General features: G+C 47.2%; 11 protein-coding genes. 7 read left to right on the top strand and 4 right to left on the bottom strand.

Annotation, left to right across the window (positions count from 1 at the left end; all coding sequences use genetic code 11):
• Positions 1-4: 4 nt before the first annotated feature.
• Genes HMPREF9429_RS00290 through HMPREF9429_RS00270 form a run of 5 tightly spaced genes read left to right on the top strand, consistent with a single transcriptional unit; the run spans position 5 to position 3,907 of the window.
• The gene (locus tag HMPREF9429_RS00290; protein WP_040773102.1) at positions 5-754 is read left to right on the top strand and encodes a nucleotide-binding protein; all 750 of its coding nucleotides are present in this window, start codon (positions 5-7) and stop codon (positions 752-754) included.
• Between the two features lie 11 nt (positions 755-765).
• Positions 766-1,974, top strand: a complete 1,209-nt coding sequence (hydF, locus tag HMPREF9429_RS00285; protein WP_006940739.1) for a [FeFe] hydrogenase H-cluster maturation GTPase HydF — start codon at positions 766-768, stop codon at positions 1,972-1,974.
• Positions 1,971-2,657, top strand: a complete 687-nt coding sequence (locus tag HMPREF9429_RS00280) for an aspartate/glutamate racemase family protein (protein WP_006940737.1) — start codon at positions 1,971-1,973, stop codon at positions 2,655-2,657. Before hydF ends, HMPREF9429_RS00280 begins: the two co-directional genes overlap by 4 nt.
• 14 nt (positions 2,658-2,671) lie before the next feature.
• Positions 2,672-3,238, top strand: a complete 567-nt coding sequence (locus tag HMPREF9429_RS00275) for a phosphatase PAP2 family protein (RefSeq protein ID WP_006940735.1) — start codon at positions 2,672-2,674, stop codon at positions 3,236-3,238.
• Positions 3,239-3,271: 33 nt separating this feature from the next.
• Complete coding sequence (locus HMPREF9429_RS00270; RefSeq protein ID WP_006940733.1) at positions 3,272-3,907, top strand: PdaC/SigV domain-containing protein; 636 nt, start codon at positions 3,272-3,274, stop codon at positions 3,905-3,907.
• Positions 3,908-3,986: 79 nt separating this feature from the next.
• Here the strand turns inward: HMPREF9429_RS00270 and eno are convergent, their stop codons facing one another.
• The 4 genes from eno to HMPREF9429_RS00250 all read right to left on the bottom strand — a co-directional run bounded on the left by eno (position 3,987) and on the right by HMPREF9429_RS00250 (position 9,196).
• Positions 3,987-5,282, bottom strand: coding sequence for a phosphopyruvate hydratase (gene eno / locus HMPREF9429_RS00265; protein WP_006940732.1), 1,296 nt, complete (start codon positions 5,280-5,282; stop codon positions 3,987-3,989).
• A gap of 18 nt (positions 5,283-5,300) precedes the next feature.
• Positions 5,301-5,672 (bottom strand): DUF488 domain-containing protein, encoded by a 372-nt coding sequence (locus HMPREF9429_RS00260; protein WP_006940731.1) that lies wholly within the window; start codon positions 5,670-5,672, stop codon positions 5,301-5,303.
• Between the two features lie 81 nt (positions 5,673-5,753).
• A complete protein-coding gene (locus tag HMPREF9429_RS00255; protein ID WP_006940730.1) occupies positions 5,754-7,019 on the bottom strand; it encodes an RNA polymerase factor sigma-54 in 1,266 nt (421 codons plus the stop codon).
• A gap of 110 nt (positions 7,020-7,129) precedes the next feature.
• Positions 7,130-9,196, bottom strand: coding sequence for an OPT family oligopeptide transporter (locus HMPREF9429_RS00250; protein WP_006940729.1), 2,067 nt, complete (start codon positions 9,194-9,196; stop codon positions 7,130-7,132).
• A gap of 233 nt (positions 9,197-9,429) precedes the next feature.
• Between HMPREF9429_RS00250 and pepD the strand changes: the two genes are divergently transcribed.
• Positions 9,430-10,878 (top strand): beta-Ala-His dipeptidase, encoded by a 1,449-nt coding sequence (pepD, locus tag HMPREF9429_RS00245; RefSeq protein ID WP_006940728.1) that lies wholly within the window; start codon positions 9,430-9,432, stop codon positions 10,876-10,878.
• A 246-nt stretch (positions 10,879-11,124) separates the two neighbouring features.
• Entirely contained in the window at positions 11,125-14,649 is a 3,525-nt protein-coding gene (gene nifJ, locus HMPREF9429_RS00240) for a pyruvate:ferredoxin (flavodoxin) oxidoreductase (protein WP_006940726.1), read from the top strand.
• The last annotated feature ends 21 nt before the right edge of the window (positions 14,650-14,670 follow it).

The raw sequence follows: 14,670 nt of genomic DNA, 5'->3' as shown, positions 1-14,670 counted from the left end.
TATTATGAAAAAATTGGCTATATACGGTAAGGGCGGTATCGGCAAATCGACGACTACGTCAAACTTGGCTGCCGCCTTTGCTCGAATGGGAAAAAGAGTTATTCAAATCGGGTGTGATCCGAAGGCCGACTCGACTATGAATTTATTGGGCGGTAAGCCGCTCATGCCTGTTATGGACTATTATCGCAAGTATACGGAAGCCCCCGATTTTAAACACATCGGAGCCTACGGATTCGGTCATGTTTTTTGTATGGAAACGGGAGGTCCCACGCCGGGGCTCGGTTGCGCCGGACGCGGTATTATCGCCACCTTCGATTTGATAGATGAATTGGAAGTATTTGAAAAGATAAATCCCGAAATTGTTTTGTACGATGTCCTGGGAGACGTTGTATGCGGCGGCTTTTCCGCCCCTATTCGTGACGGATATGCCGAAGAAGTTTGTATCGTTACATCGGGAGAAAAAATGTCCCTTTATGCCGCTCATAATATTTATAAGGCTGTACAGAACTTCCAAAACCGCGGCTATGCGAGCGTGAAAGGACTTATTTTGAATCGTCGTAATGTAGAAGACGAGTATGAGCGGGTTAAAGCCTTTGCGGACGAAAGAGATCTGCCTATTTTGGCGGATATTCCCAGAAGCAAAGAAATTCAAGTTTGGGAAGACCGAGGCATGACGGTTATAGAAGGCGAACCGGATTCCGATATAAGTATCGTATATAGACAATTGGCGCAACGCCTGCTCGGAAATGAATAGGAGAAACGGCTATGGGACTGAATGAAACGCCGAGAGGAGAGCGAATCCACATCGGTTTTTTCGGTAATCGAAATGCGGGAAAATCTAGCTTGGTCAATGCCGTTACGGGGCAGTATACGGCCATTGTGTCGGATGTGAAGGGAACGACGACGGATCCTGTGTATAAGGCTATGGAACTTTTGCCCTTAGGTCCTGTCGTATTAATAGATACCCCGGGATTGGACGATGCGGGTAAGGTGGGCCTCTTACGCATAGAAAAAACTAAAGAGGTATTACGTAAGACGGACATAGCCGTTATCGTAACGGACGGTACCCTGCCACTTACGCCATCGGATAAGGAGCTGATTGCCCTTGTAAAAGAGAGAAAAATCCCGTATTGTATTGTGAGAAACAAGGCGGATTTGTTGAATTGCGACAAGGAAGAGACAGGCCGTGAAATCTTTGTCAGCACCGTCGCAAAGACCGGTATTGATAAGCTTAAGGAACGACTGATCAGTCTGGTTGGGGTAAGGGATATTGAGACACCTATTATTTCAGATCTGCTTCATGAAGGCGATGCGGTTGTTCTTGTCGTGCCTATTGATAAGGCGGCGCCGAAGGGGCGCCTTATTTTGCCGCAACAACAAACGATTCGCGAAATTTTAGAGGCTCGAGCCGTAGCCGTAGTTACGGATGAAAAACGATTGGGTGAAACGCTTTCTCTTTTGAACAAAGAACCGGTTTTTATCATTACGGACAGTCAGGTTTTTAAAGAAGTGGCCGCCATTGCCCCGAAGCATTTGAAATTGACATCTTTTTCTGTGTTAATGGCTCGTCACAAGGGGATCTTGCCTGCTCTTACAACCGGCATTAATGCCGTAAAACGATTGGCCGACGGGGATACGGTGCTTATTGCCGAAGGATGTACACACCACCGACAATGTGAAGATATCGGCACGGTGAAAATTCCGCGTTGGCTTAAAACCTTTACGAGAAAAGACATTCATATTGAAACATCAAGCGGCATGACTTTCCCGCAAGATTTGAGTCCCTATTCTTTGGTCATTCATTGCGGCGGGTGTATGCTGAACGAAAAAGAAATGAAATATAGAGCGAAAGAAGCTAAGCGTCAACTTAGGCCGATTGTTAACTACGGCATTTTAATTGCCTACATGAACGGTATTCTGGAACGGTCGGCAGAGGCTGTTCCGGAATTGGCTTTTTTGAAGGAGAAGTTATGAAAAAATTAGGGTTAATCGGCGGTATCGGCCCCGAATCTACGCTGTTATACTATAAAAAGATAACCGAGAGAGTTTATAAGCGGGAAAATCTGTTTCCGCCACTTCTTATAGAGAGCCTAGATGTTCATCGAGTGTTGTCTTATTGTGGCCAAAAGGATTATGCAGGTCTTACGGCGTATTTGGACAAGGGCATTACCAATCTGGTGGCAGGCGGTGCACAAGTCGTCGCTATGACGGGCAATACGCCGCATATCGTCTTTGACAAGTTGTCTGAAAAATCACATGTTCCCTTGGTCAGCAGTGTAGCCGTGACAGCTCATTATGTGGCAGAACAAGGGCTTAAGAGGCCTTTGTTGTTAGGTACCTTGTTTACCATGAGAGAAGACTTTTTCAAAAAGGCTTTTAGAGATAAGGGCATTGAAGCGATTGTTCCTGAAGAAGCCGATCAGTTGAAGGTTCATAAATTTATAGAAAAAGAATTGGAAGCGGGAAGCATAACGGAGACGGCACAAAAATATTTCTCGAACCTTGTTGAAGAAATGATTGGCAGTCATCATATAGATACGCTTATATTAGGATGTACGGAATTGCCGATTCTTTTCAAGACGATGAATATATCTGTGCCTGTTGTAGATGTAACGGACGTGCATGTAGAAGCTTTGATCAAGGCCGTGACGGAATAATCGGGGTATAGAAAATGTCACGTATTTTACGCTTTATTTATATAACTTTCGTAGTAGTACGGGGATATGAAAGACTTCTTGTTTGGGTGGCTCGTTTCGGGTTTCTTATTTATCCTTTGTACGGAATTGTTTCGTGGTTTGTGGCATCTCGTAAGGAACGGATACGAAAACGGGAGGCCCTCGTGGAGGCAATTTTTTCCGTTCTTGCGGCCTCGTCAGTGTCATTTCTCATTCGGCGTATCTGGCGCAGACCGAGGCCGTTTACTCGGGGTAAAACAGCACGTATTACTCACGGAGATAATGCTTCCTTTCCGAGTAATCACACGCTAAATGCCGTAGCCGCAGCCTTTTCGCTTATCCTTAGCCGGCAAAGCGGAGGTAACCGTCTTTTGGGGTGGGCCTTGTTACAAGGCCTGTCCAGAGTCTTCGCGGGTGTACATTACATGAGTGATATTATCGGCAGTGCCGTACTGGCAGCCGGTTGCGCCGTATGGGTGCATTCATCACAAAGATTGCGAAAATTATCTCGACAGTTGGCTTATGTTTGTACAGAAGCGGAAGATATACTGAGACAGAAATAAAGGTTCCGGCTAAAGAGAAGGAGTGATGAGATAATGAATTGGAAGAAACTCGGTATGATAGCACTTTTAAGCACCTTGGCAGTCCCGGCGTATGCCAAAGTCGTGACGGGCAGCCAAACGGATATGAATATGGATTTGAAGTATCCACTCGTTTATACGGAAAATGCGATAGCTCAGACTGCTATCAATACGGATATTGCCGCTTATGTAGGTGAAGCCAAGGACGCCTACTATAATCGTCACGTTTACCAAGTATCGCAAAGCTATAAAGTGACGTATGAAGATAAGGACGTAGTTTCTCTCTTGTTGACAACGTACTATTATCGTGCCGGGGCGGCGCACGGATCCTACAGAACCAGAGGCATGGTGTATGATAAGAGAACAGGCCAACGGGTTCCTTTATATAACTACGTCAAAATTGCAAGTGCCAAACAACTGGATACTGCTGTGCGGGACGGGGTCCTCTCCTTTTATACGAGCACTCGGAAAAGGACATACTTGCCACAGGGATGGCATGTAGACTATGCATCGGACAATTACTTCTTAAGCGGCAAGGGATATATCAATCTCGTATACCAGCCGTATGAACTGGGTCCCTTCTCATACGGCAATACGTTTATTGAATTCAGTCCGAAGGCCATTGAATATTTCAATCGTATGAACAGTTGATTTATACAAGAGAATGATAAAAAAACTGTCAGACAAATAAAAAGACGTATGGCTTAAGCCATACGTCTTTACTTTTATATTAGTGTTTTTGTTGGAAGGCGTTGAAACCCGGATATACGGCACTGTCGCCCAACTCTTCTTCGATGCGAAGCAAGCGGTTGTATTTAGCTACGCGTTCACTTCGGTTAGGAGCGCCGGTCTTAATCTGGTCAGCATTCAAAGCGACTGCCAAGTCGGCAATGGTGGTATCTTCCGTTTCGCCAGAACGGTGGGAAACGATAGCCGTGAAACCGGCGTGATGAGCCATCTTAATGGCATCAAGCGTTTCCGTAAGAGAGCCGATCTGGTTGAGTTTAATAAGGATGGAGTTGGCACTGCCTTGAGCAATGCCCTTGGAAAGACGTTGAGTATTCGTAACGAAGAGGTCGTCGCCTACGAGTTGAACCTTATCCCCGAGTACTTCCGTCATGTGTTTCCAACCGTCCCAGTCTTCTTCATCCAAACCGTCTTCAATGGAATAAATAGGATATTTTTCGACTAGGGATTTCCAGTGGTTAACCAATTCTTCGGATGTATATTTCTTACCGCATTTAGGCAAGACGTATTCGCCTGTTTTACCGCTCTTCCATTCGCTGGATGCGGCGTCAATAGCCAGAACGAAATCTTTACCCGGTTTATAGCCCGCTTTTTCAACAGCGGCAAGAATGTATTGAATGGCTTCTTCATCGCTTGCCAGGTCGGGAGCAAAGCCGCCTTCATCGCCGACGGACGTAGCCAGGCCCTTTTCTTTCAGCAGGGCTGCCAGGGCATGGAATACTTCCGTGCACCACCGCAAGCCTTCGCGGAAGGAAGGGGCGCCGGCAGGCATAATCATAAATTCCTGTACATCTACCGTATTGGCTGCATGGGCACCGCCGTTCAGAATATTCATCATCGGAACGGGCAGTCGATTCCCGCTAATGCCGCCGATATAGCGATATAAAGGGATTCCGAGGGCCGTTGCGGCTGCCTTGGCAGTAGCGATAGATACGGCTAAGATAGCATTGGCACCGAGTTTGGATTTATCAGTCGTGCCGTCAGCGGCGATCATAGCACGGTCAATGGCGTAGGCGTCACAAGGGTTCATACCTACAAGCGTTTCGCGAATAATCGTGTTAATATTTGTCACGGCCTTGTCGACACCTTTGCCGCCGAAACGGGATTTGTCGCCGTCACGCAACTCCAGGGCTTCAAACTGACCTGTAGATGCACCGCTGGGAGCTTCGCCGGTGCCGACGGTCCCGTCGGAAAGAATTACGTCCGCTTCGACAGTAGGATTGCCGCGAGAGTCGATGATTTCGCGACCAATGACCGTTTCGATTTTCAGTGTTTTCATTAGTAAATACACCCTTTCTCAGCTAATATGTTCATGCTTATTAATATGGTTTTTTAAGGTAGGAATCTGACTTTTATCCGGATCTTTCCCGGCGTAAAGGAGTGTTACATTACCGTCACGAAGGTGATCTTTGATTTCTTTAGCAAAGGTCGGTAAATTTGCATTATCGGATAATTCCTTGTCGTAAGCGGCGGCAAAATCTTCGTAGGAAATCTCCCCGTGATGGTACTTTTTGCGCAAGTCCGTTGACGGAGCAATGTCTTTGGCCCAGTCGGAGAGTTCGGCCGCTTCCTTTTTCATGCCTCTCGGCCAAAGTCTATCAATAAGAATACGGTATCCGTCGCTTTCTTCCGGTGCGTCGTAAACTCGCTTCCACTGTAATTTACCCACGAAATCATCCTCCGTTAATTACGTATAATAACTATATTCTTGCAACATTTGAATTATACTTCTACAGTAGATTTTTAGCAATTAAGAATTAGAATTATGGGCCTTTCGAATAGTGCTGTTGGGGATACCCAGTTGCAATCGCAGTTTAGTTATCGTTCTACGGGCGATGGGGATATTTTGGGCAACAAGAAGCTTTGTTAAAGCATTATCCGAATAGGGCTTGGTGCGGTCTTCCGTATCAATCAGGGCAAGCAGTTTTCGTTTTACCTCGTCATCTGAAATACTGGAACCTACCTCTTTTTCGTAAGCACGAGAAAGAAAATGCTGGATCTTGTATGTACGGTTTCGAAAAAGTATGTATCGATTTTTACAGACTCGGCTTACCGTTGTTTCACTCAGTCCCGTCCGTAAGGCAATATCGCGCTGTGTTAACGGTTGTAACGGAACACCTGCCAGCAAGGCTTCCTGCTGCTCGGTGGCAATAACTTCCAAAACTCGTCGAATGGAATCGGAACGATAAGCCAAGGCGGAACGTAAGGTTGCATATGAACGCTTGGCATGACTCAAAAAGAGTTGTGTCGGCTTATCCCCCGTATTGTGATAACTCGCATACAAGTCGGAACGGAAGCGTACGGACGGACAGGCCTGAAACAATACGGGGCGAACGGATGCAGTGTCCGTGTCGATGACCAGTTCCCCTTCAGGTCGAATCCACAATGCCGTCGGAGGCGTTTGCTCCAAGGGAACCAGCGACAGAGTACGTAAAAAAGCGATAACCTTTGATAATTCATCGTTAGTTATGCCTGATTCCTTGCGAAGAACTTGCCAGCGACCGTTCAGAAAATTGTCATAGTGATTTTTTAAAAGCTGTAATGTATGGGGCGGACAGTTTTTTTTGCGGCGTGCTTGGATAATGAGTGAGTCGCAAAGCGAACGCGCCCCGACGCCCGGCGGATCGAGGGAGCGAACGGCTATGGCTGCGCGCCCGATATCCCAACGGCTAAAGGGGAGCCTGGCGGCCGTCCGCAAGTCTTCGTCTTTAAAGAACCCCTTTTCATCCAAGGAATCAATGATGAATTCGGCAATTTTTCGAATCGTTACGGGTAATGAAAGTAAAGAAAGCTGATTTTTCAGCTTTTCTTGCGGCGTTTCCGACAGTTTGGCTATAGGCAGGTCCGCATCGGGACGGCGAGAAGGGTAAGCCACTTCAATCAGCGGGTTTTCATCACTTTGCTGTCGTATATATTCATCCAGGTCTTGACCTTGAAGGGTTAGCAATGTTGTGGCAAGCTTCTGGAACTGGGTTGTTTTTTGTTTTTGTTGTAAAGACAATGCCAGACCTTGCATTGAAATCACCTCAATATATGAATCTACATGTGTATTTTATCATATGGCGGAAGGTGAGAACAGAGAGAAGCCGTATAGCCTTTCGGCCATACGGCTTTAATTCGTTTCTATTATTTGTCAGACGGCGTAAATTTCGTCGACAAGATGTGATAGATGAAATAAATGATGGAAAGAACGAATACGCCCAATCCGAGGAAGTCGGCCGTATTAGCGAAATCCTTGCCTACGAGAGCCAGCGGGTCTTCACTGCCGCCGGTTGTAATGGAGAAGACGATAATCATAGCGATAATAACGCCCATGAGAGATTCGCCGACAATAAGTCCCGAGGCGAAGAGTACGCCTCTCTGATGGCAAGCGTCTACATCTTCCTCTACGTGTTCGGGGTTACGTTGTTGAGCGCGATTACGCAAGTGCTTGTGAATGAAATAGCCGATAACGGCACCGATGACCAGGGGAACTTCCAAGGTAGGAGGCAAGTAAATGCCCATGCCGATAGCCAGGGGCGGGAGAGCGAGAGATTTGGTGCTCTTACGCAAAAGCATGTCGACAATAATTGCAACGACGCCTACGCCGATACCGAAGAGGATGAAGTTCCAGTCTAAATCGGAACTGAAAATGCCTTGTGCGATGGTCGTCATGAGGACTGCCTGCGGAGCGGCGAGTGCCTGTGACGGATCCATGGTTTCACGAGGCAGAGCTCCCGTAAAGCCGTAAGCCTGATAGAGCAGATTCAGAACCGGCGCAATAGCGATGGCGCCGACTACGGAACCGAGAATTAAGGCTACCTGTTGTTTCCAGGGCGTAGCGCCGACGATATAGCCCGTCTTTAAGTCTTGAAGATTATCGTTTGAGATAGAGGCGATGCTGACAATGACACTGGTAATAAAAATGGCCAGGGCCGTTGCGAATTTTGCGCCTTCCGCCGTAGCGAATATATTGAAAGCATTGCCTAAGGCAAGGACGGCCAGAGAAGAAACGATGATGCCGAGAATGCCGATGCCCGAAATGGGGCTTGCAGAGGTACCGATGAGGCCCGCCATGTAACCGCAGGCGGCGGCAACGAAGAAGCCCATGAGAATGGCGATTAAAATACCGACGACAATATACGTAATGCTTACGCTTGCCGGCAGAGCCGCATCAGCGACAAAGGTGTAGAAGGTGAAGAAGAGGCCGGCCAGGATGGCCAGGAAAACCAGACCTACCGCTTTGGGACTCATATCGATATCCGTATGGTGTAAAGCCTGTTTTTCAGCCGTATCGTTGGCGCGAATCGCGTTAATGGACATTTTAATGCCGTCGATAACGGGCCCCAGCAGTTTTATCAGTGTCCAGATGGCGGCAATACCGATAGTGCCGGCGCCGATAAAGCGGACCTTTTGGGCCCATACGGCCTTAGCAAAAGCGGCAGCCGTCTGGCCTTCAGCCGGCGATAATGTGGAAGTTAAATAGGGAACGAAGACACCCCAAGCCAGGAGAGTGCCGACCAAGATGGCGATACCGCTGGCAATGCCGATTAAGTAACCGGCACCGAGAAGGGCCATGGAGAAGCCCAAGGGAATCTGTGTCGTCACCTTGCCGAAGGACATCCAGTAGCTGAATTCGGAAGACAGAACATGGAAGCCGTTGGCGCATAGGCTGATTAAGCCTGCTAATGACGTGCCCTTAACGATATCTTTCATGCCCGTGTCTTTGGATGCTTTTTTGTCTTCGTCATGAGAAGCGGAGCCTATTTTCAGGATTTCCGCAGCAGCCAGGCCTTCAGGATAGGGAAGGTCACTGTTTACAACCATGGCACGACGTAAAGGGATGGTAAATAAGACCCCTAACGAGCCGCCGCAAGCACAAAGAACCATGGTTTGCCAGAAGGGGAAGCCCTGCCAGTATCCCAGCATTAAAAGGCCGGGAAGAATGAAGATGATGGCTGACAGCGTACCGGCAGCAGAAGCTTGGGTCTGGACCATGTTGTTTTCCAAAATATTGGAATCTTTAAACATGCGCAGAATAGCCATAGAAATGACGGCGGCCGGAATGGATGATGAGAACGTCAAGCCTACTTTTAAGCCCAAGTAAACATTGGACGCCGTGAAGATAACCGTAATGAGCATACCCAGGAACATACCTCGGAAGGTAAGTTCCGGTAGGGTCGGGTATACGGTTACATCTTTTTGAGAGTTCATATACTCTACCTCCTTAATTAAAATATGATAAAAATCCAATTCGGTTCTAAATAGTATACTATAGAAGAATACTTATTGTCACGAAACAGTGACGGAATAATGCCGAAAAAGTCAGTAATAAGACCCGTAGTTGCGTTTAAGTACAAGACGGGAAGGTATGGGTATGTTATAATATTGACGATTACAGTATAGGTTTATACAAGTTTTGACCCATAGCGAAGGAGGTTACTGTTATGACAGAACAAGAAATTATTTCGGGCGTGTTGAAGGAGTTTGAAGGACTTGCCAAACATCCCCGCCCGTCTCATCATGAAAAAGAAGTAAGTGACTATATTGTTGCCCGTCTTGCCGAATTGGGTGTAAAGGCTCGACAAGACGAAATATATAATATTATTGCCGATGTTCCGGCAACGCCGGGTTATGAAAACGTTCCTTTGACTATTTTACAAGGCCATATGGATATGGTTTGCGTAGCTAAGCCGGGAGTAGCCTTTGATCCGCAAAAAGATCCGATTAAGTTGGTTCGTGAAGGAAATATTTTGCGTGCCGACGGGACGAGTCTCGGCGCAGACGACGGGATTGCCGTAGCAATTTCGCTTTATCTTATACAACAGAAAATTCAACACGGCCCGTTGCGTCTTATCTTTACAGTCGACGAAGAAACGAACATGACCGGTGCTTTATCTCTTTCGGCAGACCACGTAAAAGACGCTAAATATGTTATTAACTGTGACTCCGAATCGATTCATGTTATTTGTGTCGCATCGGCCGGAAGTTGTCACATGGAGTTTATGCGTGACTTGCACCGTTGTGCTTTGACGGGCGATACGGCTTTGACTGTTCGCGCCCACGCTTTGGCCGGCGGTCATTCGGGCGAAGTTATTAACGAGGGTCGCGGCAATGCCATTAAGGCTGTAGCCGATATTTTGTATCGCTTGTCTGAAGGCGGTGTGAAATATGCTTTGGCCGATTATAAGGGCGGCGTTGCGGCTAATGCCATTCCGTCCGATGCTTTGGCAGTCATAGTAGTAGCGGCAAAGGACGTTGACCGTGTGAAGGCGACGGTGGCCGCAGCGGAAAAAGATTTTCATCTTGTTTACGGAGAAACGGATCCGAATGCCGTATTCGAAGTTACGCCGGCAGACCTTCCGAAATCGGTTCTTTCTGCAGAAGATACGACATCGATTGTCGATGTTATCAACTTGCTCCATTGCGGCGTCTTTGCAATGGATCGCCGCCTGCCGCGTTTGCCGGCTCTTTCAGCCAGCCTCGGTACTATTGAGACTCGAGAAGATGTATTGGCCTTCCAGTACTTCCCCCGTTCGTCGTCTGACGCTCGTTTGCAGGCTTTGGTTCGCGTCATGCCTATTATGGCAAAATCTACGGGAACGAAAGTGCATATAGAAAAGCCCTTCCCCGCTTGGACAGAAAGTAAAAATAGTAAGTTGCAGGCCCTCATGGCAGATGCATATAAGGAAGTAATGGGTAAAGAACCGCGAATGGAAGCTATGCACGGCGGTTTGGAAACGGGTTTCCTCTATGCTATGAATCCTGACTTGGACATCGTTTCGGTCGGTCCCGAAACTCACGATATTCATAGTGCGGACGAACGAGTGGAACTCGACACGGTAGCCCAACTTGTCCAAGTTATAGCCGGTACATTGGAAAGACTGACAAAATAAAGCGGGAACCGACAACTTAAGATTATGTGGTACTTTTTTTAGTACCAGCGAATAAAAAGAGAGAAAATGCCTTTGTTATCGCATTTTCTCTCTTTTTGAGTTTTTATTCAAAAACCGGCCGCTCCGGAAGGTGGCGGCTTTTTGTTGAGAAGATAAACGTTTTAGACTACAATAATATCAAGATAAAGCATAGTAGCTATGCTTTAAAAGAAAGATAGACGGAAAATTAAAAAAGGAGTGAAAGAAATGAGTCGGGAAAAAGTATTTAAGACAATGGACGGCAATGAGGCGGCCGCTCACATTGCCTATGCCTTCACGGAAGTAGCACCTATATTTCCGATTACGCCGTCTTCGCCTATGGCTGAACACGTTGACGAATGGGCGGCCCATGGTCGTAAGAACCTCTTCGGAGTACCGGTTCTCGTACAGGAAATGCAGTCTGAAAAAGGTGCGGCCGGTACCTTGCACGGTGCCTTAAATGCCGGTGCTTTAACGACGACTTTTACGTCGTCTCAGGGCATGATGATCATGCTTTCCAACATGTTCAAGGTGGCGGGGGAATTACTGCCTGCCGTATTCCACGCAGCATCCAGAACTATTGCTTCTAACGGCTATACCATTTTCGCCGGTCATGACGATGTTATGGCTATGCGCGGTACGGGTATCTGTATGATGGCCGAATCGAGCGTACAGGAAGTTATGGACTTGTCAGCTGTCGTACATGCAACGGCCATCTCCTGTCGTGTACCTATTATCAATTTCTTCGACGGTTTCCGTACATCCCATGAATTACAGAAAATCGAAGTTATTGATTATGAAGACTTGCGCCCCATGCTCGATATGGAAGCAGTTGAAGCTTTTCGCAAGCATGCGATGAATCCGGATAATCCCGAAGCGGTAGCTTTCTGTGAACCGGCGGAAGTTTATATGCAACATAAAGAATCGTTGAACCGTTTCTATGACAAGGTTCCCGAAACAGCTGAAAAATATATGCAGATGATTCACGAAATAACCGGTCGTGAATACCATCTCTTTAATTATACGGGAGCACCCGATGCGGAATACGTTATTATCGCTATCGGTTCCGGTGCTCAGACCATTGAAGAAACGGTTCGCTATTTGAATGAAAAGGGCGAAAAAGTGGGCTGTATCAATGTTCATATGTTCCGTCCCTGGTCGGAAAAACATTTCTTGGCAGCCTTGCCGAAGACTGTTAAAAAAATCGCCGTTCTTGAACGTACAAAAGAAACGGGTGCCAACGGCGAACCTATGTATCACAGCGTAGCCGCATCCTTTGCACGTGCAGATATTCGTCCGAAGATTTACAATGGTCGTTACGGTATTGCTTCCAAAGAATTCTTGCCGGCAGACGTTATTGCCGTATTCGATAATCTGAAAGAAGCTGAGCCGAAGACCGACTTTACGCTCAGCATTGTCGACGACGTAACCTTTAAATCCTTACCGCGTAAAGAAGAAGTCAATTTGGCGGCTAAAGGGTTGAAAGCTTGTAAGTTCTGGGGCTTCGGTTCTGACGGAACGGTCGGTGCAAATAAGAGTGCTATCAAGATCATCGGCGATAACACGGATATGTATGCACAGGCATACTTTGCGTATGATTCGAAGAAATCCGGCGGTGTAACCGTATCTCACTTACGCTTCGGCTCCAGCCCCATCAATATGCCTTATTTGGTAAACAGTGCCGACTTCATCGCTTGTCACAGACAGTCGTATGTATATAACTATGACTTGCTCAGAGGCATTAAAAAGGGCGGCACCTTCCTTCTCAATACAGTTTGGAAACCGGAAGAACTGGAAGAAAAATTGCCGGCAGCTATGAAACGCTCTATCGCCAAAAACGAGGTTCAGTTCTATATCCTTGACGGCGTAGGTATTGCTCAGTCTATCGGGTTAGGCGGGCGCATTAACATGATTATGCAGTCGGCGTTCTTCAAGCTGTCTGAAGTTATTCCCGTAGATTTAGCTATCGAAAAATTGAAAGAAGCGGTCGTAAAATCGTACGGTAAAAAAGGACAGGAAGTCGTTAACAAGAACTATGCGGCTATTGATGAAGGCCTTAAGAATATTGTTAAAATCGACGTTCCCGCATCTTGGGCCGATGCTGTTGATGAAGAAATCGATATGTCCGGCCACTCCGAATTTTATAAGAAATTTGCGTTGCCGACAAATCGTCTTGAAGGTGACGACCTGCCTGTAAGTATTTTCGACGGCTTTGAAGACGGACACTGGCCGACAGGCACATGTGCCGAAGAAAAACGCGGCGTGGCTATGTTCGTTCCCAGTTGGGATAATGAAAAATGTATCGGTTGTAATCAGTGCTCCTTTGTATGTCCTCATGCAGCTATTCGCCCCTTCTTGTTAACGGATGAAGAAGCGGCTAAAGCTCCGGAAGGCTATACGAACAAGGTTATTAAGACGGCCGGCGATTACAAATACAGCATTGTAGTTTCCGTCATGGACTGCCTCGGTTGCGGCAGCTGTACGCATGTTTGCCCGAAACAGGCCCTGACCATGAAACCCTTCGATGAAGAACAACCCAAGTCCGTTATTTGGGATTATGTTATTAAGGTGCCGAATAAGCCCAATCCGGCTAATAAAGGAACGGTTATCGGCAGCCAGTTTGAACAGCCTTTGCTCGAGTTTACGGGTGCTTGTGCAGGTTGTGCCGAAACTCCGTATTGTAAGGTTATTACGCAGTTATACGGTGATCGTATGATGATTGCCAATGCACACGGTTGTTCGTCCGTATGGGGCGGCAGTGCACCGACATGCGGTTATACGAAGAACGAAAAGGGCCACGGTCCGGCTTGGGCAACATCCCTTTTCGAAGACAATGCCGAATACGGTTTCGGTATGTTGGTTGCTGAAAAAGCGGAACGCAAACTCCTTGCTTCTTATGTAGAAGAAGCTTTGAAATCCGCAGCTGCAAGTACGGCCTTGAAAGACGCTCTCCTTGAATGGAAAGAAAAGATGGCTGTAAGCGAAGGCACTCGCGAACGGGCTGAAAAGGTTACGGCACTTTTGGAAGCTGAAAAAGACGGCCATATTGAATTGGAACGTGTTTATAAGATGAAGCAGTTCCTTGTAAAACGCAGTCAGTGGCTCTTCGGCGGAGACGGTTGGGCTTACGATATCGGTTACGGCGGTCTTGACCATGTCTTGGCTATGAACGAAGATATTAACGTCCTTGTCTTCGATACGGAAGTATATTCCAATACGGGCGGTCAGGCTTCTAAGGCAACGCCGACGGCAGCTGTAGCACAGTTCGCAGCATCGGGCAAGAAGACGAAGAAAAAAGATCTCGGTCTCATGGAAGCGACATACGGTTATGTATATGTAGCTCAGGTCGCTATGGGTGCCGATAAGAATCAGTTTATGAAGGCCTTGCAGGAAGCGGAAGCTTACCCCGGCCCGTCCCTCATTATCGGTTATGCACCGTGCATCAACCACGGTCTGAAAATCGGCCAGGGACAGAGCCAGTTGGAACAAAAACGCGCTGTAGAAGCCGGATACTGGCACTTATGGCGTTACAACCCGCTTCTTAAGAAGGAAGGCAAGAATCCGTTCATTCTCGACTCGAAGCCGCCTAAGGAAAGCTTCCGCGACTTCCTCATGGGTGAAACTCGATTCGCATCCCTCTTGCGGACCTTCCCCGATTCGGCAGAAGCTCTGTTTGAAAAGACGGAACAAGATGCAAAAGAAAGATATGAATCCTATTTGGCTATGGAAAGAGGGTTTATGCCTCCCCAATAAGGCTGAATATAAAACGCCGAC

The sequence above is a fragment of the Megasphaera micronuciformis F0359 genome (assembly GCF_000165735.1).
Lineage (GTDB): Bacteria > Bacillota > Negativicutes > Veillonellales > Megasphaeraceae > Megasphaera > Megasphaera micronuciformis.
This window is presented reverse-complemented; position numbering and strand designations above follow the sequence as displayed.